The organism is Halomonas cerina, assembly GCF_014192215.1.
Lineage (GTDB): Bacteria > Pseudomonadota > Gammaproteobacteria > Pseudomonadales > Halomonadaceae > Halomonas > Halomonas cerina.
Genome location: NZ_JACHXP010000002.1, coordinates 261,190 through 287,258, shown reverse-complemented (window position 1 = coordinate 287,258; position 26,069 = coordinate 261,190). Strand labels below are relative to the sequence as shown.

At 62.6% G+C, this 26,069-nt stretch carries 22 protein-coding genes; 1 reads left to right on the top strand and 21 read right to left on the bottom strand.

Going from position 1 to position 26,069, the window contains the following annotated elements; genetic code table 11:
• Positions 1-12: 12 nt before the first annotated feature.
• The 10 genes from FHR94_RS03210 to FHR94_RS03165 all read right to left on the bottom strand — a co-directional run bounded on the left by FHR94_RS03210 (position 13) and on the right by FHR94_RS03165 (position 9,275).
• A complete protein-coding gene (locus tag FHR94_RS03210) occupies positions 13-288 on the bottom strand; it encodes a DUF2442 domain-containing protein (protein ID WP_183324175.1) in 276 nt (91 codons plus the stop codon).
• Positions 269-505 (bottom strand): DUF4160 domain-containing protein, encoded by a 237-nt coding sequence (locus FHR94_RS19830; RefSeq protein WP_183324174.1) that lies wholly within the window; start codon positions 503-505, stop codon positions 269-271. The genes FHR94_RS03210 and FHR94_RS19830 overlap by 20 nt, the downstream gene beginning before the upstream one ends.
• A gap of 76 nt (positions 506-581) precedes the next feature.
• Entirely contained in the window at positions 582-2,003 is a 1,422-nt protein-coding gene (locus FHR94_RS03200) for an MBL fold metallo-hydrolase RNA specificity domain-containing protein (protein ID WP_183324173.1), read from the bottom strand.
• A gap of 172 nt (positions 2,004-2,175) precedes the next feature.
• Positions 2,176-2,781: an ATPase gene (locus FHR94_RS03195; protein WP_183324172.1), complete on the bottom strand. Its 606-nt coding sequence runs from the start codon at positions 2,779-2,781 to the stop codon at positions 2,176-2,178.
• Between the two features lie 16 nt (positions 2,782-2,797).
• A complete protein-coding gene (locus FHR94_RS03190) occupies positions 2,798-2,983 on the bottom strand; it encodes a hypothetical protein (RefSeq protein WP_183324171.1) in 186 nt (61 codons plus the stop codon).
• 224 nt (positions 2,984-3,207) lie between these two features.
• On the bottom strand, positions 3,208-3,549 hold the full coding sequence (locus FHR94_RS03185; protein WP_183324170.1) for a four helix bundle protein: 342 nt from the start codon (positions 3,547-3,549) through the stop codon (positions 3,208-3,210).
• Positions 3,550-3,645: 96 nt separating this feature from the next.
• Entirely contained in the window at positions 3,646-4,932 is a 1,287-nt protein-coding gene (locus FHR94_RS03180; protein ID WP_246389799.1) for an exopolysaccharide biosynthesis polyprenyl glycosylphosphotransferase, read from the bottom strand.
• Positions 4,933-5,187: 255 nt separating this feature from the next.
• Positions 5,188-7,377, bottom strand: a complete 2,190-nt coding sequence (locus FHR94_RS03175; protein WP_183324169.1) for a polysaccharide biosynthesis tyrosine autokinase — start codon at positions 7,375-7,377, stop codon at positions 5,188-5,190.
• Positions 7,378-7,646: 269 nt separating this feature from the next.
• Positions 7,647-8,084: a low molecular weight protein-tyrosine-phosphatase gene (locus FHR94_RS03170; RefSeq protein WP_183324168.1), complete on the bottom strand. Its 438-nt coding sequence runs from the start codon at positions 8,082-8,084 to the stop codon at positions 7,647-7,649.
• Between the two features lie 6 nt (positions 8,085-8,090).
• The gene (locus tag FHR94_RS03165; protein WP_183324167.1) at positions 8,091-9,275 is read right to left on the bottom strand and encodes a polysaccharide export protein; all 1,185 of its coding nucleotides are present in this window, start codon (positions 9,273-9,275) and stop codon (positions 8,091-8,093) included.
• A 909-nt stretch (positions 9,276-10,184) separates the two neighbouring features.
• Here FHR94_RS03165 and FHR94_RS03160 point away from each other — a divergent pair.
• Positions 10,185-12,233, top strand: a complete 2,049-nt coding sequence (locus tag FHR94_RS03160; protein WP_183324166.1) for a polysaccharide biosynthesis protein — start codon at positions 10,185-10,187, stop codon at positions 12,231-12,233.
• A gap of 75 nt (positions 12,234-12,308) precedes the next feature.
• Here FHR94_RS03160 and FHR94_RS03155 read toward each other — a convergent pair whose 3' ends face one another.
• The 11 genes from FHR94_RS03155 to FHR94_RS03105 all read right to left on the bottom strand — a co-directional run bounded on the left by FHR94_RS03155 (position 12,309) and on the right by FHR94_RS03105 (position 25,850).
• Positions 12,309-12,980, bottom strand: coding sequence for an acetyltransferase (locus FHR94_RS03155; RefSeq protein ID WP_183324165.1), 672 nt, complete (start codon positions 12,978-12,980; stop codon positions 12,309-12,311).
• A gap of 761 nt (positions 12,981-13,741) precedes the next feature.
• A complete protein-coding gene (locus FHR94_RS03150; RefSeq protein ID WP_183324164.1) occupies positions 13,742-14,527 on the bottom strand; it encodes an ElyC/SanA/YdcF family protein in 786 nt (261 codons plus the stop codon).
• A 9-nt stretch (positions 14,528-14,536) separates the two neighbouring features.
• Positions 14,537-15,712: a DegT/DnrJ/EryC1/StrS family aminotransferase gene (locus FHR94_RS03145; protein ID WP_183324163.1), complete on the bottom strand. Its 1,176-nt coding sequence runs from the start codon at positions 15,710-15,712 to the stop codon at positions 14,537-14,539.
• 132 nt (positions 15,713-15,844) lie between these two features.
• Entirely contained in the window at positions 15,845-16,450 is a 606-nt protein-coding gene (locus FHR94_RS03140; protein WP_343064624.1) for a sugar transferase, read from the bottom strand.
• A complete protein-coding gene (locus FHR94_RS03135) occupies positions 16,447-17,574 on the bottom strand; it encodes a glycosyltransferase family 4 protein (protein ID WP_183324162.1) in 1,128 nt (375 codons plus the stop codon). Before FHR94_RS03135 ends, FHR94_RS03140 begins: the two co-directional genes overlap by 4 nt.
• Position 17,575: 1 nt before the next feature.
• Positions 17,576-18,850, bottom strand: coding sequence for a glycosyltransferase (locus FHR94_RS03130; protein WP_183324161.1), 1,275 nt, complete (start codon positions 18,848-18,850; stop codon positions 17,576-17,578).
• Between the two features lie 126 nt (positions 18,851-18,976).
• The gene (locus FHR94_RS03125) at positions 18,977-19,912 is read right to left on the bottom strand and encodes an ATP-grasp fold amidoligase family protein (RefSeq protein ID WP_183324160.1); all 936 of its coding nucleotides are present in this window, start codon (positions 19,910-19,912) and stop codon (positions 18,977-18,979) included.
• Between the two features lie 10 nt (positions 19,913-19,922).
• Positions 19,923-20,882, bottom strand: a complete 960-nt coding sequence (locus FHR94_RS03120) for a glycosyltransferase family 2 protein (protein ID WP_183324159.1) — start codon at positions 20,880-20,882, stop codon at positions 19,923-19,925.
• A gap of 97 nt (positions 20,883-20,979) precedes the next feature.
• A complete protein-coding gene (locus tag FHR94_RS03115) occupies positions 20,980-22,398 on the bottom strand; it encodes a hypothetical protein (protein ID WP_183324158.1) in 1,419 nt (472 codons plus the stop codon).
• Positions 22,399-22,517: 119 nt separating this feature from the next.
• Positions 22,518-23,441, bottom strand: a complete 924-nt coding sequence (locus FHR94_RS03110; RefSeq protein WP_183324157.1) for a glycosyltransferase — start codon at positions 23,439-23,441, stop codon at positions 22,518-22,520.
• A gap of 195 nt (positions 23,442-23,636) precedes the next feature.
• A complete protein-coding gene (locus tag FHR94_RS03105) occupies positions 23,637-25,850 on the bottom strand; it encodes a polysaccharide biosynthesis tyrosine autokinase (RefSeq protein WP_183324213.1) in 2,214 nt (737 codons plus the stop codon).
• Positions 25,851-26,069: the final 219 nt, after the last annotated feature.

Below are 26,069 nucleotides of genomic sequence, written 5' to 3'. Positions count from 1 at the left end.
GTCGGCAAGCGCTTACGCCCGAGAGTCGCCAGCCGATGCCGGGGCTCTTGCTCCCAGCAGCAAGCCCTCGGTACTGAGATCTTCGTCCAGTTCGGGCCAGTGAATGCCATATCCCGCGCCGGCAAGCTCCCAATGTTGGCGCTGCTCTGGGGTGGCATTCGCCAGGCGGGGGTACCAGGCGAGCGGAACCGAAATGGCACGGCCATCCATTAGCTCGACAGTCAGCCGTGAGTCATCGATATTGACACTCATGACCCTGAGGTCATTGTCAGAGACCAAAGAATGCATTCCAAGCCTCCTGCAAGCACATATTGTGATCTTTCACCATGCGCTGAATCTTGCCCAGTTCTTTGGCTGAAAAGCCAATGTTTCGAGCGATCCCGGCGTCATGCAACCACACTTTGGCTGTTGCACTACCATAATCTACATGGACATGCGGAGGCTCTCCAGGTTCGTGACTATAGAAATAGAACCGGAATCCACCTACTCGCAATACAGTGGGCATTACCCGTTATCCTCGCCATTTACGCTCTCAAGCCGAAGCGTCTGACCGATGATGCTCCCACATCAAACTGACCACATTATAGCGCTTGCGTCGCCTGGGTGACGCGGATCTCGTGCCCTGCCTCGCGGGCCCAGCGTTCGATCTCGGCTTGCAGGGCCTGCTTGGCCTCCCTGTCGCCGTGGACCAGGCGCACCTCGCGGGGTGGCTGGGTCATGCCCTGGAGGAAGGCGAGCAGGTCGCGGCGGTCGGCGTGGGCGGAGTAGCCGCCGATGGTGTCGATACGCGCGCGGATGTCGATGCGCTCGCCATCGAGTTCTACCCAGCCGCCGCGGGGCCCGAAGCGTTGGATATCGCGGCCGAGGGTGCCATGGGCCTGGTAGCCGATGAACAGCACGTCGTGGCGTGCGTCACCCAACATGCGCTTGAGGTAGTTGACCACCCGGCCCCCGGCGGCCATGCCGCTGGCGGCGATCACCACCGCGGGGCGAGCGGTACGCGCCAGGTAGTCGACGGTTTGTTCGTGCTCCTCGTGGCTGGCTACGGTGTAGAGGTTGTCGAAGGCCAGCGGGTGGCGCCCGGCATGCACCCGGCCCTGGGCCTCGGCGTCCCACCAGGGCTTGAGCTCGCGGTAGACCTCGGTGAAGCGCGCGGCGAGCGGCGAGTCGACGATGATCTCGAGCTCGCGCCAGCGCGCGTCGTCGGCCTCGGTGATCAGGTCCTCGAGCTCGTAGAGCAGCTCCTGGGTGCGGCCGATGCTGAAGGCCGGCACGATCACCGTGCCGCCGTTGGCCAGCGCCCGATCGAGTGCGGCCTTGAGACGCGCCTTCCGGGTGATGCGGTCCTCGTGCTCGCGATCGCCGTAGGTGCTTTCCAGCACCAGCGTATCGGCGCGCTCCGGCGATTCGGGCGCCGGCAGCAGCGGCGAATGCGGCGCGCCCAGATCACCGCTAAATACCGTACGTTGTGTCTGGCCGGTGGCGTGATCCTGATGCTCCACCTCGACATAGGCCGAGCCGAGGATATGCCCGGCGCGCTGCAGGCGCACCCGCACCCGGTGGCGGTCGTCATCGACCAGGGTGTGCCATTGCTGGTACTCCAGCGGCATCAGCCGCCCTTCCACTTCCTCGAGGAAACGCTCGATCAGCGCCCGGTCGCGGGTAAAGCCGATCTTCAGCGCATCCTCGATCACCAGCGGCAGAAGCCTGGCGCTGGGCACCGAACACAGAATCGGCCCCTGGTAGCCGGCGGCCAGCAGATACGGCAAGCGCCCGATATGGTCGATATGCACGTGAGTGACGATCAGCGCCAGCACATCGTCGATCGGGAAGCTGACCCGGTGCTGCTCGAGGCTATCGGCGTGCATGGCATCCTGGCCCTGGAACAGGCCGCAATCCACCAGCAGCGCGCGGTCCTCGGCGATCTGCAGGCGGTGGCAGCTGCCGGTCACGCCGGTCGCGGCGCCGTGGTGGGTGATGTGGGGGTATCGGTTGGCTTCCATGCCAGAATCCTGTTTTGGGGGTTGAAGCGCCCAGCGCCCAGCGCCCAGCGCCCAGCGCCCAGCGCCCAGCGCCCAGCGCCCAGCGCCCAGCGCCCAAGAGTGTCAGAGCCGTGGGGCAAGCGGCAAGAAAACTTAGCTATCTTCAGCTCAGTATTTGAGAGTGTGGTGGCCTTCAGCGTTGCTCGTGGTGGTATCGCGCTTCATTGTAGATCGCCTCGACCCATTCCGGCATATCGGCTGGGTCCACGAAGAGTTCGAGCTGTTTCTGCGGGCCATATTTAAACAGCCGTTTCCAGGCATCGGGGCCTTCCCGAGTGTTATCGAATACATCCAAGCGTTCTACCCAAGGCACGACTTCAACACACTGCTGAATGGACTTGTAGTAACGGCTGACGATCTTCTCGATCGGCACCGAGTGCCCTCCTTGGAGATATCGCTTGGTGATACGCGCGGCATTGATGGACGGGCAATCCGTGGAGATAAAGAAAAACCGCACGAAGTAATCTGCCAGGGTGGCTCGCCGCACGAAATCGAGCTTGTCGGGTGCCGAGAAGACCGTCTCAAAGGCGATCGATTTCTGTTCCCTGAGCAGCTGCTCGCGCCACTCGGCAGCCTGCTCTGCTGCCTGCCGAGAATAGCGTGGATCGTTCCAGTCCCCCAGTTTTTGGGCGATGTTATCCGGATTAATGTACTCGCAGCCTTCTAACCACCGGTGGCGCAACAGGGCCTCGGTGATGGTTGTCTTCCCCGAGCCGTTGGGCCCGGCAATTACCGCCAAGACCGGCCTTCGAGCCTCAGGCATGTTGCGTGACTTGCTCGGCGGACTTCGATGAGTGAATTTGCTTCAGCCGCTGCTGATGGACTTCCTGCGCTTTCGCCAGGGAACGCTCTACCTTGCAGGAGACCGTGTGCAGAACGTCAGCCATGTCCTGATCAGTTGAGTCGACCAGCAGGCTGTGATGAGGGGCCTTGCGTTTCATAGGCTTAGCTCCTTTCGCGTTGCCTCAGGCATTCAGTATACGCCTAGCCACTTCACCCTGCATTGCGAACTCAGTAGGTCGAGGGCCAGCCCAGCGCCCAGCGCCCAGCGCCCAGCGCCCAGCGCCCAGCGCCCAGCGCCCAGCGCCCAGCGCCCAGCGCCCAGCGCCCAGCGCCCAGCGCCCAGCGCCGTCAGTAGTGTAAGACTCAGTTGGTGGCCATCCGGCTAAATTCGCAGGGTTTTTATCAAACTATAGAGCATTTTGGTGAGTTCTCGAGTTTCCCCAACCCACCGTTGGCCCTGCGCTTTTTCGATATAGCCGATTTCCATGCCGATGTAGATCTGCGTACGCAGTTCGGCGCAAGAACCTTTTGCGTAGCTGAGAAACTTTACGCGGTCTTTGTCACTGTCACGTTCGTAGCCTTCGGCAATGTTACTGGCAATCGATAATGACGAGCGAGTAATTTGATCCTTGAAGCCGAAGTCTCGCGAATGGCTAAACGCCTGGTAAACCTCTGCACACAGCCTTGCCGAGCGTTTCCATACCAGCAGGTCCTCGAATTTCATCCCTGGAATCCGGAAGTAGCCTTGGAGATTTCAGGATAGCACCAGGCCATCCAGCTGGTGTGTAGCCGATTTTTCTTGGGCGCTGGGCGCTTTCCCTCAGCGCGAGCCGAACCCCGTCAGCATCGTCTTGACGGTGCGAATCACGATCAATACGTCAAGCCAGAAGGAGAAGTGCTTGATGTAGTAGAAGTCATATTCGAGCTTGCGGATCATGCCATCGACTTCGGCGGCGTAGCCTTGCTCCACCTGGGCCCAGCCTGAGATGCCGGGGCGGACGACGTGGCGGTAGTGGAAGAACGGCACGTCGCGTTCGTACCAGTCGGCGAGGTTCATGGACTCCGGCCGCGGGCCGATCAGGCTCATGTCGCCTTTGAGCACGTTGAACAGTTGCGGCAACTCGTCCAGGCGATACTTGCGGATCACGTGGCCGACGCGGGTGATGCGAGGGTCGTGGCCGTCCTGGGTGAAGCCGGTGCCGTCGTGGTCGATAACCATGCTGCGGAACTTGTAGACCACGAAGGGCCGGCAGTGAAAGCCCATGCGTGGCTGGCGGAAGATCGCCGGGCCGGGGCTGTCGAGGCGGATGGCGATGGCAGTGGCGGCCATGATCGGCAGCGCCAGGGGCATCACCAGCAGTACCGCCAGGGCGTCGAGGCCACGCTTGATGATCTCGTAGTCTTCCCGGGGACTCAGGCTGCCGTACTGGTTCTCGTAGAGGTGGTCGAGCAGCACCCGGCCGGTAATCATCTCGTGGGCCTTGGTGGCGTGATAGACCGGGATGCGGTGGATGGTGCAGTCGGCCAGGAACTGCGCCCAGTCGTCCGGCAGCTCGGCACGCAGATCGGCGACCACGCCGTCGACACGGCTGCCTTCCAGGGAAGGCGTCTCGAGCATTCGCCAGTCGACGCTATGATTCTGGCACAGGCTCGGCGCCTTGCCGTAGGGCACCACCGCCAGCTTGAGCCGGCGTACCCGCGAGCCGATGAAGTAGCCGGTGCTGCAGTAGCCTACGGCAAACAGGTAGCTCAACAACATGTACAGGGTGGTTTGCTCGAGCCCCAGCGCCTTGAGCCCCCCGTAGGCTACCAGGTAGCACAGGGTGATGGTCGGCAGGATATACACATACGCCTTGGTGCCGGGTAGTTCCGAGAGGCGGTAGACGGCGGTGATGGAGAGCCAGAAGGCGGCGATGGTCGCCACGATCGCCGCCCACTGCGAGGCCGACGACACGCTCCAGAACCCCCAGCCCCAGCGCAGCATTGCCGGCAACCCCACCACCACCATCAGGCCCAGCAGCAACTGGACCCGGCGGCTGAACATCACCCGCTCGTAGAGACGCGAATGGCGCCGTTGCTGTTCCATGCGAATGCTGACCGTATCCATGGTGTCCTGCCTTGGGTCGGGGACCCGGAGTGTTGTTTGGGGTAAGGGCCGAGGGCCGAGGGCCGAGGGGCAAGGGGCAAGGGGCAAGGTAAAAGCGCCCAGCGCCCAGCGCCCAGCGCCCAGCGCCCAGCGCCCAGCGCCCAAAATAGGCCTGGGCGCCAAGTGCTCAATGTGGAAGGGGTTTGTGGTTCCCTTGGATCTTGGCCCTAGGCCCTAGGCCCTTACGCTTGGCTGCTCGGCGCTCGGCGCTGGGCGCTACTTGTAGGCGTAGTTGTAGTAGCCGTAGTAGCCGTAGCTGGTGGCGGCCTTGCGTTCCATGGCGTTGAGGATCGCGCCCTTGAGGGTGACGCCGCTGTTCTCGAGGCGCTGCTTGGCGACTTCGATCTCCTGCGGCGGATTGAGGCCGAAGCGGGCGACCAGCAGGCTGGTGCCGACCTGCTTGCCGACGATCGCGGCGTCGGTTACGGCGAGCACCGGCGGGGTGTCGATGATCACCAGGTCGTAGCGCTTGGAGACCTCGGCCATCACCCGGGTGAAGCTGGCCTGCATCAGCAGCTCCGAGGGGTTGGGCGGGGCGATGCCGCGGGCGATGTAGTCGAGCCCTTCGATCGGGGTGCTTCGGATGGCCCCGTCAAGCGCAAGCCGGTCGGCGAGCACTTCGGAGAGCCCGCCCTCGCTCTCGCCGCGGAAGGCGTGGTGCACGTGGCCCTTGCGCAGGTCGGCGTCGACCACCAGCACCTTCTGGCCGGCCTGGGCGCACACCGCGGCCAGGTTGGCGCTGATGAAGCTCTTGCCTACCGCCGGTGAGGGGCCGGTGATCATCAGCCGGTTGTCGCCGGCGTCCAGCATGGCGAAGTGCAGGCTGGTACGCAGCCCGCGCAACGCTTCCAGGGACAGGTCGGTGGGGCTTCTCAGCGCCAGCAGGTCGCGCAGGCCGGCGTTCTTGCCATGGCGCTGGGTGTTGTGCCGGATGCGCCCCGAGAGTTTCACCTGCTCTTCCGACAGCGGCACCGTGGCGTAGACCGGCAGGTCCAGCGCCTCGAGCTGCTTGGGGGCCTCGACCCCGCGGCGCAGCATGCCGCGTACCAGCACCAGCCCCACGGCCAGCATGCCGCCGAGCAGGGTGGCGAGCACCACGATCAGTTTCTTCTTGGGCTCGACCGGTGCCGGCTGTACCACCGCCTCATCCAGGATGCGCACGTTGCCCACCGTGCCGGCCCGGGCGATGCGCATCTCCTGGATCTTGTTGAGCAGCTGGACGTAGACCTCCTGATTGACCTCCACGTCGCGGCTCATGCGCAGGATCTGCTGTTGGGTCTCGGGCAGGTCGTCGACACGGGCCTCGAGCTGCTCGCGCTCGCGGTTCAGCTGGGCCTTCTTCTCCAGCAGTGCCTGATATTGGGGGTGGCCGGTGGTGAAGCGGCGCTGCAGCTCGGTCTCGGCGAACTCGAGCTCGTTGACCTGCTTCTCGAGATCCACGATGCGTTGCAGGATCGACTGGGTCTCGATGGAAAGGTCCACACTGTCGCGCTGGGAGCGGTAGGCGTTCAAGGTATCCTCGGCCTCGCGCAATTGCTCGCGCACCCGGGGGGCTTGCTCCTCGAGGAACTCGAGGCTCTTCTCCGCCTCGGCGCTCTGGCGCTGGATGTTCTGGGTCAGGTAGATCTCGCTGATGGCGTCCAGGGTGCGCCGGCCGCGCTGGGGGTCGGTGTCGCTCAAAGCCAGGTCGAGCAGGCCGCTTTCCTTGCCCTGCTGGCTGACGCTGAAGCGGCTGCGCAGGTCATTGACGGCCGCCAGGCGCGTGCGCTTGATCAGGTCGAACCGAGCACCGGGGGCGGCCTGGATCTCGGCGATGCGAAGCGCTACCTGGTCGTCCAGGAAGCTCACGTCCTGGCCGATGCGGCCTTCGCCCAGCGGCTCACCGTCCAGCGACAGGCGGTAGTGACCGCCCTCGCCCACGGTCAGCGTGAAGGCCTCCCCCTGCAGGGCCTGGGGCACCTGGAAGCTGGCCACATTGAGGGCCTCGCCGGCCCAGACGCTGCTCTCGGCAAACGCCGGGCGCTCCATGCCACGGCGCACCAAAAAGTCGCCGACCACGGGGAAGCGATGCGGTTGCACGACCAGGTCGAGCCCCACCTGGTCGACCGCCCGGCCCAGCACCATGCGCGAGCGCAGGATGCCCAGCTCGGCGTCGGCCTTGGGCTCTTCGCCAAGCATGCTGCGCACGTCTTCCAGCGGGTTGGAGAGTCCGGCCTTCTCCTCCACCTGTACCAGGGCATCGGCCCGGTAGACGGGCGTGGCGAGCAGGGCGTAGACGACCCCGATGACCATGAACAGGCCGGTGATCAGAACGATCCACCACTTGTGGTCGAGCAGCAGGCCGAACAGCCGGCCCAGATCGATCTCATCGTCGGCGGGCGGCGCAGAAGCAGGGACTTGAGACATGGAGGTACCGAGGTGCGGGGAAGTTGGTGTTGTCAGGGCCGAGGGCCGAGGAGCAAGGGGCAAGGGGCAAGGGGCAAGGGGCAAGGTAAAAGCGCCCAGCGCCCAGCGCCCAGCGCCCAGCGCCCAGCGCCCAGCGCCCAGCGCCCAGCGCCCAGCGCCCAGCGCCCAGCGCCCAGCGCCCAGGTCAGGCTAGCGCCTGGGTGCCATGTTGGTATGGGTTGGGGTTTCCTTTGACCTTGGCCCTTTGACCTTGGCCCTTTGACCTGCCGTTACAGCTTGCTGGTCCAGCTGTCGGCGGCTTGGCTGAGTAGCTGGTGGACGTGCTTGAAGGCTTCGGGGCTCTTGCGGTAGGGGTCGGGGATTTCCCGGCCCTGGCCGCCGTCGAGCCAGCGGCCGAAGAGCATGGTCTTGCCGAGTGCGGCGGGGTCCATCTGCCCGACCGCCATACGCTGGCCGTCGCTCATCACCAGCACCAGGTCGGCGCGCTGGAGCATCTCGCGGGTTAGCTGGCGGGCCTGGTGTTCGCTGACGTCGAGCCCGTCGGCTTCGGCCAGGGCGCGGGCGGTGGGCTCGACGCCCCGGTCTTCCAGGGCATTGAGCCCGGCGGTCTCGATCTGCTTGTCGGACAGGCGGCTGGCCAGCATGGCGCCGGCGACCGGGCTGCGGCAGATATTGCCGGTGCAGAGCACCAGGATATGGTTGAACATGGCGGCCTAGTTGTTGACGTCGCGGACATCGGTGGTGGTATCCGCCAAGGTACCCGGCAGGCTGATGGACGGCAACAGCAGGCTGATCACGCGGTTCCAGCGCGCGATCGGCGCAGTGGTCACGTAGACGATGTCGCGCGGCTCGAGGATGAAGTCGTTGCCCATGGCGAAGGCCGCGGCGTGACTGACATCCAGCTGGTAAACCGTGGCCAGCCTGTCGCTCGCCTCTTCCTTCTCGCGAATCACGAAGATACCCGAGGGCTCGGCGCTGGTCTCGTCGATGCCGCCGGCCTGGGAGACCGCGTCGGTGAGCGACAACGGCTCGTTGCCCAGCGGCAGGCTGCCGGGCCTGCGGACCTGGCCCATCACCGAGATGCCGCGATCCTCGGCGGTGGGCACGTGCAGGATATCGCCGTCGCGCAGCAGGCGGTTCTCACTCTGGTCGCCCTGGTGCAGCAGCGCGTACAGGGAGACCGGGATCTTCTGGCCATTACGGGTCAGCGTCGCCCGGTGCCAATTGGCCTGCTCGACGGCGCCGCCGGCCTGGCTGATGGCATCGACGATGGTCAGCGGCACGGTGGTGACCGGCAGGGTGCTGGGCTCGGCCACGGCGCCGCTGACGTAGACCTTCTTGGAGCGGAAGGCGGCGACGCGCACATCCACCTGCGGCTCGGCGATGTAGTCCGCCAGCTGCCGTGTCAGCTGCAGGCGGATCTCGTCGAGGGTCTTGCCGGCGACGCTGACCCGCCCGATGAAGGGATAGAAGATGGTGCCGTCGTTGCGCACCTGGTTGCCGGCCTCGGCGGCGCTGCGCTCGGACCCGGCGGGAATGGTCAGTTCCGGGTGGTCGTAGACGATGATGTCGAGTACATCGCCCGCCCCGACCCGGTACTCGTAGCGCTCCAGGGCGCGGCGCAGCTCATCGGGCATATCGGTGGCGGGCCTTCCCAGGGTTTCCTGGTAGGTGGCCACCAGCCCCGGCGTGATTGGACGGATCTCGACCAGGTCGTCGATGGGCGCGGCCTCGCTCTCGTGGGCGATGTGGCTGCCCGGCGCCCAGGCGCAGCCGCCCAGGGTGCCCAGCACCAGCACCAGCGCCGGCAGCCAGCGCCGAGGGCGTGCCGATGGACGTGTCAGCAGCGGCGCTGACGACAGGGCACGGATCGGCGATGAGCTGAGCGGTCGGGGCATGGCGGGGGTCCTCCCTGGAAGGCTTCTGGGCACGCTACCGCCCCAAGGTATCACGGCACATCCCCGAGGCCAGCATGACGTTTCAGCGTATGTGCTGCCTATGTCTTACCCAAAAGACATGACAAACATGATACGAATGTATGGATCGTTTGTCCGTAGCGTAAGCAGGCGTTGGCAGCAATGCTGATGCATTCTACTTACGCCAGGCAACGATGCAATCACCGAAGACAATTTTGTAGCCAATCTCTTACAAGGCAAAAACCCCTTATTATCAGATACTTCTAACGAACAGCCCGGATGGTCCCAAAGCATGACGACGGCTGAGTGTCAAGCCTTGTCCTCTCTCCGCGGTCTTTTCCTGCCGGTCCCGTTGTCGTCCGCCTCTCGCTGCCCTGCCGCCCTCCCCTGCCACCCCTCCCTACTGGCCTGATGGCGAACGCCCGCAAGCGCGCCTCATTCATGAGAATGAATCCATATGTTCGGATATATCGAGATATCTGAAATCTTCAACATCAGTGACGGGACATACTCACGCGAAAACAGGAAAGAAAACTCCGCCTTCAGTTGGTGAAGAAAATCACCTTGGGAAGACCGCGGGTTTTTCTTATCCTGAATTACATTACTTAACACAAAGATAAACGCATCACCGCACATGACGCGACTGCAGGCAGTCGGCGTTGGGCATTCGTTTTGATGACGGTTATCCGGCGCTTCAGGGAAGAAGGAAGAAGGAAGAGGGAAGAAGGAAGGAAGGAAGAAGGGAGAAGGAAGGGAAGAGGGAAGAGAGAGGAAGAGGGAAGAAGGCGGGAATATAGGGGAAGACAGGAAGCAGGAAAGGCGGGCAGATCGGGAAGGCGACAGAGCGACACACACGTGGGGACAAGAAAGTAAATAGAGGGAACCCTGAACATGGTGATACTGAGCCGGCTGTTTCGTTTGCCCCGGAAGACCAAACGCCTGATCCAGCTATCGATCGATATCGGACTGCTCACATCCAGTTTCGCGCTGGCTCTGTGGCTGCATCGCGAGAGCTGGGCGATGCTTCAGGATCCCCGGACCTGGGCGGGCTGGCTGGTGGTGCTGCCGGCCAGCCTGGCCATCTTTACCCAGCTAGGGTTCTACCGGGCGGTGATCCGCTACATGAGCGCCAAGGCCCTGCAGTCGCTGTTGATCGGGGTCAGCGTGTCGGCGGGGCTGCTGGTATTGATCTCCCGTCTGTTGGGCATCGACCTGAGCGCTGCCGTCGGCATCATCTACGCCATGCTGGCCCTGCTCAGCGTGGGCGGCGTGCGCTACGTCCTGCGCGCCCTGCATCTGCGCAGCATGCTGCGCTACAAGACTCGGGTGCTGATCTACGGGGCCGGCGCGGCCGGCTCGCAGCTGGTCTCTTCGCTGCGCCAGGGGGCCGAGTATGCGCCGATGGCGTTCGTCGATGACTGGCGTGGCATGCACGGCACCTATGTCGAGGGCCTCAAGGTCTACGCCCCCGGCGACCTGCCGCAGCTGGTAAAGAACTACGGCATCCGACGCATCCTGCTGGCCATTCCCAGCGCGACCCGCGCCCGGCGGCGCGAGATCCTCAAGACCCTGGAGCCGTTGTCCGTGCCCGTCCAGACCCTGCCCGGCATGGCGGATGTGGTGGCCGGCCGTGCCCAGGTCAACGAGGTACGCAACGTTACCGTGGAGGACCTGCTGGGCCGCGACCCGGTGCCGCCGGACGCGGCCCTGCTGGACGCCAATATCCGTGACAAGGTGGTGATGGTGACCGGGGCCGGTGGCTCGATCGGCGCCGAGCTCTCCCGCCAGGTGCTGCAGCAGCGTCCACGCCAGCTGCTGCTGTTCGAGATCTGCGAGTTCTCGCTGTATCGCATCGAGCGCGAGCTCCAACAATACGCCCAGGACCAGGAGCTGGCGGTGCCGATCAAGGCGCTGCTCGGCTCGGTGCAGGATCGCGCGCGGCTGGAGACGATCTTGCGCACCTTCCGGGTCCAGACCATCTATCATGCGGCCGCCTACAAGCATGTGCCGATGGTCGAGCACAATACCGTGCAGGGCATTCGCAACAACGTCTTCGGCACCCTGGCCACCGCCCAGGCCGCCATGGACTGCGGGGTGGAGACCTTCGTGCTGGTCTCCACCGACAAGGCGGTCCGCCCCACCAACGTGATGGGCACCACCAAGCGACTGGCCGAGCTGGTCTGCCAGGCCCTCGCCGAGCACCAGGCCAGCACCCGGTTCTGCATGGTGCGGTTCGGTAACGTGCTGGGCTCCTCCGGCTCGGTGGTGCCCTTGTTCCGTCGCCAGATCGCCGCCGGGGGCCCGATCACCGTGACCCACCCCGAGATCACGCGCTTCTTCATGACGATTCCCGAGGCCGCCCAGCTGGTGATCCAGGCCGGCGCCCTGGGCAATGGCGGCGATGTCTTCGTGCTCGACATGGGCGAGCCGGTGAAGATCGCCGACCTGGCGGCCCAGATGGTGCGCCTGTCGGGGCTGGAGGTGGCCTGCGAGGCGGCGCCGAACGGCGATATCGAGATCGTCTACACGGGCCTCAGGCCCGGCGAGAAGCTCTATGAAGAGCTGCTGATCGGTGAAAAGGTCGGCGCGACCTCGCATTCCCGGATCATGACCGCCATGGAGGCCTATTGGCCCTGGCCACGGCTGGAACGCTACCTGGAGCAGCTCTACCGGGCCACCGAGGATGAGGATCAAGTGCGTATCCGCGAGCTGCTTCAGTCGGCCCCCACTGCCTATGCGCCACGCGACGAGATCGCCGACCTGGCCTGGTGCGGCCGCACCCCCGAGCCGCCTTCGCAGGTGCCTCAGGCCCCGCCGCTCGCAGCGCCTCAACGTCGTCCCGAACCGGGGCGTCCTGAACCGGGGCGTCTCGAACCGACCCCCGACTTGGCCCCTTCCCATGCCTACCTGGACGCGGTGTCTTCGTCGGTGAAGGGTTGAGCGCACAACGCCGCGTCCCGCCTTCTGGCGGGACGCGGCGGGCGTGCCGCTTGCCGGCAGAAAAAAAGGGGTGGATCAGTTGCGGGCGGAGACCGCCCAGTGGGAAATGGAACGCTGCGCGGTCTTCCTGCCCACCGGTCGCGCCGGGGTCCCGACCACGGTGACACCCGCCGGCACATGATCGATCACGGTGGCACCGGCGCCGATGACGGCCCCCGCGCCTACCTGAATGCCCTGGATGATGCGTGCCCCGATGCCGATCCAGGCATGGTCTTCGATCACCACGTTTCCCGCGATATTCGCCCCGGGCGCCACATGGACACCGATCCCCAGGGTGCAGTCATGTCCCACCGTGGCCGCCGTGTTGATCACGCAGCCCCGCTCGGTACGCGCGAAGGCATTGATCACGGCCCCGGCGACCATCACCGACCCCATCCCCAGCACGGCGTAACGGCTGACCGCGGCGCGGGGATGAAGCAAGGTGACGACATGGGCCCCCTGGTGATGCAGTTCGTCGATCCTTTCACAGCGTCGTCTGCCGTCGCCGATGGCCACGAACACCCCCGCGTACTGCCTGGCCCTCTCCAATAGCCCCTGGGTATTCCCCAGGACCGGCCAGTGCTCGTCCTTGGCCTTTTCCGGCCAGGCGTCATCATAGAAGTGGATCTTGTCCCAACGGATCAGTTCGGCGCAGTCGGCGACGACCTTCCCGTGTCCTCCCGCTCCCAGTATGGCAAGAGTGCGCATGTTGTTCTCCTGAAAGGATCACCATTCGGTGAGACATTACGACAGCTGTAACCGTCATGTGTGATCCCCGCGGCGTGCTGCACTCCCTTGCCCTATGCCTTGTCGTTGCGTCATCTTTAACGACATGAGCACCTGGTGCTTGTGGTATCCGTTCCTGTCGGGCAACCCTGCCCTTGTTATCACCTCGTGACGTACTTATTATCTTCTTGACTTACTTAGAACTTCTTTCACAACCCATTGGATAGAATGGGCTTTTCCGTCGACAAGCCTTCGCGAGCGCGCTGTGAACCCTTCCCTGGGCGCTACCTTTGCCATCCATGGCAAAGGACACTCGCTTCGCCTTGCCCCCGGCGCCCACTATTGCTGGGGTTTGGAAAGGCGCTCTTATTATCTTCGTGATCCACTTATTACCTTCGTGACTTTCTTGCCGTATAAAAACTCATCTTTCTGGCAAGTAAAAGTAATGATTTTTCTCCTGTCGACTACATGTTTTTTTCAATATCATACTGTGTACCCTGTCGCACACAGCAGTCACTTCGGTGGTCAACTCGACTCGACATCATGACCGTTAAATTCAGCATAGATTAGTCAATGATAGGGGTATGACACAAGCTTATTCACGCCTATCCATGTTTACTTCGGCAGGACCAGATTTACTTAGACAGAAGCAAATTACACGACTCGCTGGCACAGAACGCAAGATGCCGCCCTGTTGGCGGCATCTTGCGTTCTGTCTCGGGACTGAGTGAGGTGGCGTTAGCCTATCGCCGGTGATCCCACTCGAGCGCCAGCAGCCCCAGATATTCGTGAAGGGCACGTTCGGTCTTGCTCAGCTGCTGCGCGGACGGCACCCAGTCGCCCAAGTCCCATGATACGCCGGACGGCGTGACCAAGTGATGCGTCGGGGCCGCCTGTGGAGTCAGCCCCACTGCCTGGAAGTGGCGCATCGCCCGGGGCATATGGGAGGCGGAGGTCACCAGAAGCAGCCGGCTGTCCTCCCCTGCCGTCGACTCGCCCAGGGCATGGCGGACGGCATAGGCCTCCTGGGCGGTATCGGCCGGCCTATCCAGCACGACGAGTCGCTCGGCCGGCACCCCGAGCCCGCGGGCCGCGTCGGCATAGGCCCCGGCGACGGGCTGGCCCTGTGGGTCTCGCGTGCCACCGCTGACCACCAGCCAGGCGTCGGGGCGCAACCGCCACAGGCGAATCCCCTCGACGAGTCGCGACAGCGAGCTCTCGTTGAGCCGCGAGATGACCGAGCCCGGGCCCTGCGCCTGCCATCCCCCGCCTAGCACCACGATGGCCTCGATATCACCGTCAGTCGGCGTGATCACGGGGGGATAGCGGGTCTCCAGCGGCATCAGCAAGCGATCGGCGACCGGGGCCCAAGCCGCCAGCAACAGCGCCAGGATGGCCAGCATGGCCACGCCCAGCCCCCCGCGGCGGCGACCCAGCAGCGCCAGCAAGCCCGCCAGGCACAGCAGCGCCAGAAACAGCGGCAACGGCGCGGCGAAGGTGGCGACCAGGCTCTTGAGTTGGGCGTACATGATGCCGGCTTAAGTCCCCGTGGCCTGGGCCATCACCTCGGCCAGGGCGTCACAGGTGCGTGCGATCTCCTCGTCGGTGAGGGTGGGATGGCACAGGAACATCAGGCTGGTCTCGCCCAGCTCCCTGGCCACGGGCAGCCGCGCCGGCGGCTGCCAGCCGGTGGCCTCGAAGGCCTTCTCGAGGTAGATCTCCGAGCAGGAGCCACTGTAGCAGGGCACGCCGTGGGCGTTGAGCTCGGCGATGATCCGGTCGCGGCTCCAGTCGGCCGCCAGTTGCGGCGGTTCGACGAAGACGTAGCACTTGTAGGCGGCGTGTTCGATATGCGCCGGGAGACTCGGCACGCGCAGCCCCGGACAGGCCCGGGCGGCCGCCCAGATTCGCTCGGCATAGGCCCGACGCCGGGCGGACCAACTGGGCAGGCGATGCAGTTGGACCCGCCCGATGGCCGCCTGCATCTCGGTAAGCCGCCAGTTGGTGCCAATGGCATGGTGCAGCCAGCGAAACCCCGGAGGATGGGACTGCTCATGGACGGCGTGCCAGCTCTTGCCATGATCCTTGTAGGCCCACATCCGCCGCCACAGCTCGGGGTCATTGGTGGTGACCATGCCCCCTTCCCCCCCGGTGGTCATGATCTTGTCCTGACAGAACGACCAGCAGCCCACCTTGCCCAGCGTGCCGACGCTGCGGCCGCGATAGCGAGCGCCATGGGCCTGGGCGCAATCCTCGATGATGTGGATGCCGCTGCGCGAGAAGGCCATCAGGCCATCCATGTCGCACGGCCAGCCGGCCAGATGCACGGCGATGATGGCCCGGGTGTTAGGCGTGATATGGCCGGCCACCGTCGCCGGGGTGAGGTTCTGTGAGTGGCGATCCACATCGGCGAAGACCGGCGTGGCGCCGACGGCGACGATGCTCGAGGCCGAGGCCACGAAGGTGCGCGAGGTCACGATGACCTCATCCCCCGGCCCGATGCCCAGGCCACGCAGGGCCAGTTCCAGGGCGACCGTGCCATTGGCCACCGCGATGGCATATTCGCAGCCCATGGCCGAGGCGAACTCCTGCTCGAAGGCGCGCCCCTCGTCACCGGTCCAGTAGTTGACCCGGTTGGACAGCAGAACCCGCTCCACCGCCTCGATCTCCTCGAAGCTGTAGCATGGCCAGGGCGAAAACGGCGTGTTCAACATGGACATTGCCCTCCTGGGCACGACAACAGGGGACGGACAGCGGGGCAATCGCAGTTGAACATGACGAGGGGCGCCGGGGACAACGCAACTGCAATAGCCCGGGAACGGACAGCGAATCAGTTGATGGGGGTTCTAGCGCTCTCGGGACTGGCTGCCGCGAAACGGCGGCATGCTGACGTGGCCGCTGGCGGCGATGCCTTCCCGCGCCACGACCTTCTTGACCGTCAGCAGCAGGATCTTCAGGTCCAGCCACAGCGAGGCATGGTCGACATACCAGACGTCGTGGCGGAACTTGTCTTCCCAGGACAGGGCGTTACGGCCCTGGACCTGGGCCCAGCCGGTGATGCCGGGACGCACTTCATGGCGGCGGAACTGTTCGGCGCTGTAGAGGGGCAGGTAGTCCATGAGCAGCGGCCTGGGGCCGACCAGGCTCATGTCCCCCTTGAGCACGTTCCAGAGCTCGGGAAGCTCATCCAGGCTGGTCGAACGCAGCATCGCCCCCAGGCGTGTCATCCGTTGGTCGGTGGGCAGGAGCCTGCCGTGCGCGTCCGTGCTGTTGCGCATGGTACGAAACTTGATCATCGTGAACGCCCGGCCATGCAAGCCGGGTCGCTGCTGGCGGAACAGCACCGGCGAGCCGAGCTTGAAGCGGATGAGCAATGCCGTGATCAGGATCAGCGGCGACAGCAGCACCAGCAACAGGGCCGAGACCCCCAGATCCATGAAGCGCTTGCTCACGGCACCCCCATTTCCTTAAGCATGACGGCATTGACCTTGTGCACGTCGTACTTCTGCAGGGCCAACTCCCGAGAGCGCTGTCCCATCAGCGCCACGAGCTCCGGGCGTTCCAGGAAGGAGCGCATGGCCTGGCTCAGCTCATCGACATCCCGGGCAGGCACCAGGTAACCGTTCTCTCCCTCGATGACGGTCTCGCGACAGCCGGGCGTGTCGGTGGTGATGATCGGCCGTCCCATCGACAGGGCCTCGAGGATGGTGCGCGGTACCCCTTCCCGATAGAAGGTCGGCAGGACGAACACGCTAGAGCTGGCGAAGGCCGCCCGCACATCCGACTGATGACCGAGATAGCGGATGACGCCGTCCTCGACCCAGCGGTCGAGCTCTTCCCGCGTGATCGAGTTGGGATTGGCATCCAAGTCACCGACCAGGGTGAAGGTGGCCTCGGGGAAGTCCGCCTTCAGCCGGTAGGCCGCCTCGGCAAATTGCCTGACGCCCTTGTCCGCCAACAGCCGGGCGATGAGCAGGAAATCGGGGACCGGCGGGTAGGGCTGGGGTGCGAAGTAGTCCGTGTCGACCCCTGAGCCGTTCACCACCACCGAGGGCGTGGTGCTGCCGAGGATGCCATGGCTTCGGAACAGCGCCTGGTCGTCGGGGTTCTGGAAGAAGACCTTGTGGCTGTAACGTAACGACAGCTTGTACAGGGCCACGGCGATCCGACGGACCCAGCGCTGCTGGCGATCGCCCTGTTCGTCCGAAAACGAGTAGCCCAGCCCGGTGATCAGGGCATAGCGCCTGGGCCGACGGGTCCAGGTAGCGGCCAGCGAGCCGAAGATCACCGGCTTGATGGTATAGCCCAGCACGTAATGGGGCCCGACCCGGCGAATCAGTCGAAGCAGCGCCCATAGTGTCCTGGCATCATCCAGTGGGTTGGTGCCGGTGCGCTTGAGGTAGATGTCGTGCACCCGTGCCCCCATGGCTTCGAGCCGGTCTCGGACCTGGCTTTCCGCGCTGAGGTCCGGGGCAGCCGCATGGACCTCGATCCCCGACTTGAGGAGCGCCTCGATGAGATGGCCCCGAAAGTGAACCAGGGACCAGGGTGAGCCCGCGATGATCAGAAAGCGCATATCAATCCCTGCCTTGTAGGCATTCCTTCCAGACGTGATCGAAGCCCTCGACCATCCTGTCGATGGTGAAGTTGGCACGAATCCGTTCGACCGCGGCGTGCTGTCGCTGGGCCCACCGATGCGGATGGGCCTTACGCTCCATCAGAGCCTCGATGATCGCCTCCGCCAGTCGTTCACTCTCCCGGGGGGGAACGACCCAGCCCGTCTCGCCGATGATCAGGGCGGTGTCCCCCACGTCGGTGGCCACACAGGGCGTGCCGCAGGCCATCGCCTCGGCGATCACGTTGGGAAAGCCTTCGCCGAAGGCGCTGGACAGGATGTGCAGGTCCAGGCCATTCATGAGTTCCGCAATATCGGCCCGCGCCCCCAGCAGCTCGACCCGATCATGAAGGTCGCCGGTGCGCAGCCATGCCAGGAGACGGGGATTGTGCTCATCGATCTCGGGGCCGATCAGGCGGCAGCGGAAGTCGTGGCCGCGTCGCTTGACGATGGCCAGCGCCCGCAACAGGCCTTCATGATCTTTTTGCGGATTGAAACGCCCCACCATGCCGACTACCGGAACGCTGTTGCCCGGCGTCGGAATGTCCTGGACCGGTACCTCCGCGTCCAGCACCGGCATCCCGTCGTCCAGTTCCGGCATGCCGGTCGCCCGGCCGAGGCGCTCTCCGAGGCGAGCCTCGACGCCGGTCAGCGAAGGGTCATCGGGCATCGCCCGGGAAGGGGACGGCGGAAGACAAGAAGCACGAGGATAGAAGCTGGACAGGTCATAGCCATTGGAGATCACGACACTCTTGCGGCGATCATAGCCCAGCGCATGATGGACCTCGGCCGCCTGATGGGCACAGCATACGACCCGCTCGGGCACCCAGCGGGATAGCCAGGCGCAGGCCTTGGCGATCATGATGGTGGATCGCGCACTGTGCCCGGGCTCCAGCGAGGAGTGCCGGATGCCCCAGCAGACATGGCGAAGGCCGGCCAGCCGGGCGACGATCCCGCCGATCAGGTCAGGATGATACATCCAGGTCTGGACCACATCGGGCCGGTAGCGGCGTAGCAGTGTCCAGAGCCTCAGGCTGCCGGCCATCACGTCGCGTTGCCGACGTATGCCCAGGCCTAGGATCTCAATGCCGTGCTCTCTCAGTTCCGGCTCATGCCTGCCCCCCTCGATCATCGCGATGATGGTATGCCGATTGTTGCGATCATTGAGACACAATCGGCACAGCGCTGACTGGGCTCCGCCGTGCCCTAGGCTCGTGATGATATGGACGATATGCATGCTGGTACCCGGTCGTATGCTTGTTAAGGCTTCTTACTAACCGCCGGAGGGGGCGACACGTCGGGGCTTGCCCCCGGACAAGCCGACCCACCTGCAACGTTGTGAAAAGGGACGCGATGCACTTGATCAGGTCGCTGGATCGCCCTTCCAGAGATCGCCCATCCATTTGTCATAGCTAATGGAGGAAAACTTCTGTCGGCCGGCGCCATGCGCGAAGGTAATTTCGCCGAAATAGATCTTTCCCTCGACGTTGTAGAGATCGACACGGGCATACGAAAAGGGCCGCGCCAGTGTCTTGACGACGTCGAGCATCCGATCGTAGTTCTGCGGCCGGTCGATGCGCGTCTTGAGGGTCGGGTACTTCATCGAGAAGGGTAACCAGTTCAGGTCCTCGTCATAGAACGACCGGTGATGTGCGGTGTAGCGGTCATAATCGACATGCAGGACGATGGAAGGGTCGCCCTGCTCCGCCCCGCCGAACACGTGAAACTTGTAATCCCACAGATCGGCTCCGTCCGGGGTGGCCAGCTTCTTTTCCACCAACACGCCCGGCGTGACATGGCTATACCAGGTTTCCTGCTTTCGCTTGCCATAGTCGAGGGTGAGCTGATGGTTGACGCCCTGGCAGACGGCTTCGAGTTGCGCGGGGCTGTCCTGGGGGGAGACGAAGTGCACGGGTCCGGAGTCATGATTGGCCTTGACCACGAGGCCGCCATGGGCATGCACCAGGGATTGCAGGTCCTTGAGGGTGATCCGGCTGCCGGTAAAGACACTATCGATGACATAATCACCGCCTACCGCCTTGGCCACGTGCTCCTTCACCGCGATCTTGTCCGAGCAGGTCACGAACAGCGGGTTCTTCCAGTGAAGCTTTCGATAGTTAATCTTCTGATTATAGGTCGTGGGTTTGGCGAAACGCGGCAGGTAACCCGCACGAATCAGGAATACCGCCCTTTCCCGAAATGCCGCGGGCATCATCGTATATAGGTCTTGCATTGCCATTCCCTCAATAAAAGGTGCTTCGCCGATCGATGTAAAAGCGGTGACGTCGTGGGAGCGCACGGTCCGGCGCTCAGGCATTGGCACGCGTGATGGGTGACACGCGCTTATGCAGATATTCCAGGATGCCAACCGGAACCAGGGAAATCGCACTCCATTTCAGGCAGTACGTCATGTCGTGCTTCCAGAAGAACGCAGACGGCAGCAGGGAGAGTGGCACGGCGACCCGGTTGCGCCGGTTCTGCAGCCAGGCGTACTTGATCATCTGGTTGGCATAGCGCTTGAGCTGGAGCGTTTCCTCCCGGTTGGCGGTGGGGGCCAGTTCCGAGACCATGTCGCGAAACAGCTGGATGGAGGGCGACGAGGTACGCGAGACGCCCACCACGTCACGATAGGAAACGGAGGCCACATGGGGGGACCATACCAGGGTCTTCAACCGCGCCATCAATGCGACCCAGGCATAGAGGTCACCGGAACGCTGGGTGCGACCTTCCGGGAAGACATAGGGGTCGGGCAGGCTCTCGCGGTGGATCAGCACCGAGTTGGGCCCGATGGCCCGCCGGCCCTCGCAGGCCTCGCGCAAGTAGTCGGCAAGGCCCAGTATCTGTTCGCCGCCTTCCCGATACCGCCGGGCGAAGGGATCCAGCGTTTCCTTGCCGGCCGTACTGGAGAGACGGGCGCTGCTGACGACCGGGATCCCTGGGTGGCGTTCAATGAGCTTGACCGCATGCTCCAGGTGGTCGGGCATCCAGCTGTCGTCGGCATCGAGAAACGCGACCCAGGTCCCTCTGGCCTCGCGAATCCCCAGGTTCCTGGCCGCGTACCCCCCCGGCCCCGGCTCGGTGCGTGACAGCACGCGGATGCGGCCATCGGTGTAGCGCCGTATCTTCTCCGGGCTGCCGTCGGTGGAGGCATCGTCGATTAGTAGCAGCTCGAAGTTGGGGTAAGACTGCGCCAGGACTGAGGTGACGGCACGATCAATGTACTGCACCTTGTTATAGACGGGAATGACCACGCTGATAAAGGGATCCAAGCTCCACCTCCCGATGGTTGTTGTATAACGCGCACTCTATGACGTCTGTTGTATTACCTGAGGCTCGATACCTGGCTTGACGAGATCAGACGCCTCGCTACCGCCTCGTGCGGGAGTCGTCGGAAAACGGTGAGCTGAGGCTATAACAGAGGCCGATCCCGATCACCAGCCAGAGCAGACGCGCGCTGTAGCCCTTGAAGATGAACGGTTCCTTGATCTCGGCGATGAACATCACCGCCAGGAAGACGATCCACAGGCTCTTGTAATGGGTCATCGTCAGGACATGCCGGGCAAGCAGCAGGAGGAACACATAGAACATGATGGCCATGGGAATACCCAGTGCCGTGAACATCTTCATGTAGCCGGAATCCGAGCGGCCACCGAATTCAAACCCTCCGGAATGTGTGCCGATGCCGAACATCAGCTTTTGCCACTCCGTGGACATCTGGAACATGCTAAGGACCGAGCCGACGGTGCCTTCCTCCTGTAACCCTTGGGTGCCCTCGTAGAAGAAGCTGAGGGAGTAGCCCAGCAGGCTATCGGGGAACAGCATGGAGAAGACGGCGGGCGCCATCACCACCAGGAGCACAAGACTGATGTAAAGCAATACCCGCCTCAAAGATAATGTTTCCTTCGAGAAGGCGAGATTGAGGGCGTGGAACAGGAGCGTGCCGATGAGGCCCACCAGGATTCCTGTCCTGCCAATGAACAGCAGGGACGTGAAGATGATCGCCGTCGCCACGGCAAAGAAGCCGAAACCGACTTTCTTCTTGATGTACAGGGCCTGAAGCAATACGAGGGTCGCCCCATGGAACAGCGACAGGTTCGCCGCCCCCCCGGACGCAATGCCGCGCAGGCGAAACTCACGGGTCAGATAGTCGATATTGGAATCATCGGCCAAGTAGAGGAAGGACTCGATGAAGGTCCTGACGGGCGGGAAGAAATACTCCAGCAGTACGATTACCGCATTGACGAAGACCACGAATACGGTCAAGCGGAAGAACAAGGTCAAGGTCTGGTCCAGGTCCATCCCCTTCTCGTTCATGTACAGGCCGATGGAAAACCCAAGCAGGACATAGAAGACAAGCTGAATGGTGTAGGTCAGGTAGGTGGTACTGAAGATATGACTATAGAAGATGGAGACCAGCAAGTTATAGGCTGCAAACAGACAGAATCCGATGAGCGTCAGAACCATGGCCCGCTGCTGGATGGCCTTCAAGGGGAGCACGGGGTGGGCCCCGAAGAACATGAGCATGGCCAGCATGCCGCCATGTATCACCAGGCCGCCGACATCGAAATACGGGCTGAGCACATACAGGTAGATGAACAGGGTGATCGCACATAGCTCCAGGGTGCCGATACCATGGATATGTTTCAGCCCACCGCGAAGACTATTGATATCAGATGCCCGGGATGCGTATCTCATGGCATGTCCACCGATCGATTGATAGCGAGGAGATATACTTACGACTCCTTTCAAAATCCACTCAGATAGAGTGGGCTTTTCCGTCGGCAAGCCTTCGCGAGGGCGCTGTAAACCCTTCCTTGGGCGCTACCTTTGCCATCCATGGCAAAGGACCCTCGCTTCGCCTTGCCCCCGGCACTCACCAATGCTGGGAGTTTAGAAAGTCGCTCTTACTTGATCCTTGATGGGTATTTCTTTTTAACGATGCGCCTGTCACGCCCTTCATCGATATCGTCACGAAAAGGGTCTGACATGGCACAGTAATGCAACAGGTACTGATTCACGGTTCGCCAGGCCTTGTCACTCTTTCCAATCTCGGCGCCAAAATAGCCGAGGGCGGAAAGCTTGACAGCGAGCCATGCCCTTTTCAGCCGCGACTGGCTCTTGAGCGACGGGACTGCCTTGATCGGCAGCTCGTTGTTCGACAATACGATATTGCCCGTATTCAGCTTGGGATCCACGTAGACATAAGCCCCTTCGAGAAGGCTGGCCGTGCGAAACCACAGATCTTCATTGACCGATGCCATTGGCAGGCACTGCCTGTCGCGCAGGAAGGCTTCACACAATAATGATTTCCGATAGGCAATACCGGCACAACCGACAGGAAGTATCCAGAAGGCATAGGTGATATGATGAACATAGGGCCAACGGTGGTAGCTTTTCCACCGCCCCAGGACATTCTGACTTATCACACGGGCCCTACCACAGATTACGGCATTCGGATACCGTTCTGCCGCCGTCACGACCTTGGCCAACCACTCCCTCTGATAGATGACATTGTCATCGATGGTAATCACCAGATCGTTCGGTGATACCACCTCATAGACGGAAATCAGTTTTTGATAAGGCCCAGGGGTATTCATGTATCTGGCTTCAATCAGCTCATGATCAAGCCATTCCGGGATATCGATGATGCCCTGCGCGTCACCTTGCCTGTCTCGGAGTGACAACTTAGGCAGGTTGATATAGATCACGTCCGGTTGAACCGACTGCCGCAGTATCGACGTTACCGCATAGAACAGGGACTCGAGACGATCATGGGTCGAGGTACATGTCACGACTATCCTGCCTGTTCGCATCATCGCGTCGATCACACATATCCTGTCGTTGTTGTGGTTGTCTGACAGTGATCGGAGAAGGTTTCATATGGCGCCTGTTGAGTCACTGTTGTTTTTTGTCGACGCCCCCTTCTTCCGCTTTTCCGATTAGCCTCTTGCCTCCAGGGTAAGAAAGAATCGGCACGGAAGAAGGGGTCGCACCATCAGGCAGGCGCACGCCGGCACCAGCGACTACTTGTAGGAATAGCTGTAATAGCCGTACCCGTAGCTGATGGCGGCGGTGCGTTCGATGGCATTGAGAATGCACCCTCTCACCTGAATACCGGTATTCTCGAGCCGGCGCACGGCGATCTTGATTTCACGGGGCGGATTGACACCGAAGCGTGCCACCAGCAGCGATGTTCCGGCGACCTTGCCGATGATGGCCGCATCGGTGACCGCCAGGATAGGCGGCGTATCGATGAATACCAGGTCGTAGTCCTTGCTGACCTCGTCGATCAACTCCGAGAAGCTCTGTTTCATGAGCAGCTCCGAAGGGTTGGGCGGCGCCACCCCACGCGACATGTAGTACAGTCCGGGCACATCGCTGCCTCGCACGGCATGCTGCAGGTCTAGCTTGCCGGAGATCACCTCGGACAGGCCGGCTTCCGAGCGGTCATTGAAGGTCACGTGCAGGCTACCTTTGCGCATGTCGGCATCGATCACCAGGACTTTCTGGCCGGCCTGGGCGCAGACGAAGGCAAGGTTGATGCTGACGAAGCTTTTCCCGATGCCTGGGCTCGGCCCCGTGATCATGATGCAGTTATTGGGGGCATCCATCATGGCAAAATGCAGGCTGGTACGCAGTCCCCGGATCGCCTCGACGGCCATGTCGGTGGGATAGAGCTTAGCCAGGAAGCTGCCGATGGCATGCTTACTCGTCTGGTCGTTTCGATACTTGATGCGCTTGACGAGTTTCATCTGGTCGTTGGAGCGCGGGACCGTGGCGTATACCGGCAGGCCGAGATCCTCGAGCTGGTCGGCGCTCTCGATTCCCTTATTGAGCAGTCCTCTCAGCAGGATGAAGCTGACCGTCAACATCAGGCCGACGAGCATGGCAACGATCACGATCAAGGCGGTCTTCGGCTTGATCGGCGACGGGCGCACCATGGCGAAGTCGATGATCCGCACATTACCCACGGTTGCCGCCTTGGCGATGTTGAGTTCCTGCATACGGTTGAGCAGCTGCACATAGATCTGCTGAGTGACTTCCACATCGCGGGTCATTCTCAGAATCTGCTGCTGGGTTTCCGGCAGGCTGCTGGTACGCTCATCCAGGTTAGCCAACTCCCGCTGGAGCTGCGCCTTCTTGTCGAGCAGGGCCGCATACACCGGGTGATTGGGCGTGAAGCGACGCTGGAGTTCCGATTCCTGCATCTCCAACTCATTCAATTGACTTTCCAGATTGACCACACCGGTGAGAACGTTCTGCGTTTCCTGGGTCAGATCGACACTTTCCTGTTGAGATCGATAGCTATTCAGGCGGTTTTCCGCGGCTACCAGCTGATCGCGGACCTTGGGTAGCTGCTCATCGAGAAAGGCCAGGCTCTTCTCTGCCTCGGCCGCCTGGCGTGCCACGTTCTGGGCCAGGTACACTTCGGTGATGGCATCCAGTGAGCCTTCCACCTCAGCCGGGTTACTCCCGATCAGGATAAGCTCCAGCACGCCGGTATCGCTCTCCCCTTTCTGCAGCACGCTGAAACGTGACTTGAGATTGGCAATGGCGGATCCTTGGCTTCGCTTGACAAGATTGAACCTCGCTCCCGCCGGCGCCTGGATCTCACTGACTCTGATCTCCATCCAGGGCTCGTCCACCTTGACCAGCTGTCCTGCCCTCCCGGTTGCCAGGACGTTCTCCTCGATATCCATGACCCGATAGCCGTTGCCTTCCATGACTTCCAGCATCAGGGGCTGATTGACCAGCTCGGGGGCAACACTCAGCGCCTCGACGCTGAGGCTTTCGCCTCCCCATACTTCCGGACGACCTTCGGCAAACGCGGGTCGTGGAATCTGATGACGAATGATGGCATCCCCTACCACCGGGAACGTCACGGGGCTGACACCGATATCCAACTTGACCTGACTTGCCGCTCGCCCGATGATCATGCGCGAACGCAGTATTTCCATCTGCGCCGCGGTTCTGGGTTGCTCTTCGGTCAGCATGGCCGCGATTTCATCCGCGCCATTGCGTGGCCCCGCCTGCTCCACCTGAACCAGGGCGTCACCCTGATAGATAGGCGTCGCCAGCAGTGAATAGATGATGCCGCCCACGCCGAACAGCGCGGTCAACAGCGCGATCTTCCACTTGTTGTCGAGCAGCAGGCCGATCATCCTGCCCAGCTCCACGTTTTCCTCTCCCGGTGGGCCACTCCCCTGTGACACCGGAACATTGTTGACTTGAGACATGGAGCTACCTGGAATAAGACTGGTCATTTTCCTTTATCCCTGAACGGGTTCGCCGAACCGTGACTCGCAGACTTCGATATTCGGCAACCGGGTTAACTTTCAGGCTCTTCAGCTGTGGCTCACGATGGCGACGTCGTTCTTCGGTTTCCCTGGTGTCGTCACAAAGTGAATCATGGCAACCTTCCTGCCCCCGAGATGATCAACGTCAATCTCCCGGGG

What these genes read in the sequence shown, in the direction of transcription:
- FHR94_RS03210 (WP_183324175.1), bottom strand. Translation starts at nt 288, where the DNA reads ATGCATTCTTTGGTCTCTGACAATGACCTCAGGGTCATGAGTGTCAAT.
- FHR94_RS19830 (WP_183324174.1), bottom strand. Translation starts at nt 505, where the DNA reads ATGCCCACTGTATTGCGAGTAGGTGGATTCCGGTTCTATTTCTATAGT.
- FHR94_RS03200 (WP_183324173.1), bottom strand. Translation starts at nt 2,003, where the DNA reads ATGGAAGCCAACCGATACCCCCACATCACCCACCACGGCGCCGCGACC.
- FHR94_RS03190 (WP_183324171.1), bottom strand. Translation starts at nt 2,983, where the DNA reads ATGAAACGCAAGGCCCCTCATCACAGCCTGCTGGTCGACTCAACTGAT.
- FHR94_RS03185 (WP_183324170.1), bottom strand. Translation starts at nt 3,549, where the DNA reads ATGAAATTCGAGGACCTGCTGGTATGGAAACGCTCGGCAAGGCTGTGT.
- FHR94_RS03180 (WP_246389799.1), bottom strand. Translation starts at nt 4,932, where the DNA reads ATGGATACGGTCAGCATTCGCATGGAACAGCAACGGCGCCATTCGCGT.
- FHR94_RS03175 (WP_183324169.1), bottom strand. Translation starts at nt 7,377, where the DNA reads ATGTCTCAAGTCCCTGCTTCTGCGCCGCCCGCCGACGATGAGATCGAT.
- FHR94_RS03170 (WP_183324168.1), bottom strand. Translation starts at nt 8,084, where the DNA reads ATGTTCAACCATATCCTGGTGCTCTGCACCGGCAATATCTGCCGCAGC.
- FHR94_RS03165 (WP_183324167.1), bottom strand. Translation starts at nt 9,275, where the DNA reads ATGCCCCGACCGCTCAGCTCATCGCCGATCCGTGCCCTGTCGTCAGCG.
- FHR94_RS03160 (WP_183324166.1), top strand. Translation starts at nt 10,185, where the DNA reads ATGGTGATACTGAGCCGGCTGTTTCGTTTGCCCCGGAAGACCAAACGC.
- FHR94_RS03155 (WP_183324165.1), bottom strand. Translation starts at nt 12,980, where the DNA reads ATGCGCACTCTTGCCATACTGGGAGCGGGAGGACACGGGAAGGTCGTC.
- FHR94_RS03150 (WP_183324164.1), bottom strand. Translation starts at nt 14,527, where the DNA reads ATGTACGCCCAACTCAAGAGCCTGGTCGCCACCTTCGCCGCGCCGTTG.
- FHR94_RS03145 (WP_183324163.1), bottom strand. Translation starts at nt 15,712, where the DNA reads ATGTTGAACACGCCGTTTTCGCCCTGGCCATGCTACAGCTTCGAGGAG.
- FHR94_RS03135 (WP_183324162.1), bottom strand. Translation starts at nt 17,574, where the DNA reads ATGCGCTTTCTGATCATCGCGGGCTCACCCTGGTCCCTGGTTCACTTT.
- FHR94_RS03130 (WP_183324161.1), bottom strand. Translation starts at nt 18,850, where the DNA reads ATGCATATCGTCCATATCATCACGAGCCTAGGGCACGGCGGAGCCCAG.
- FHR94_RS03105 (WP_183324213.1), bottom strand. Translation starts at nt 25,850, where the DNA reads ATGTCTCAAGTCAACAATGTTCCGGTGTCACAGGGGAGTGGCCCACCG.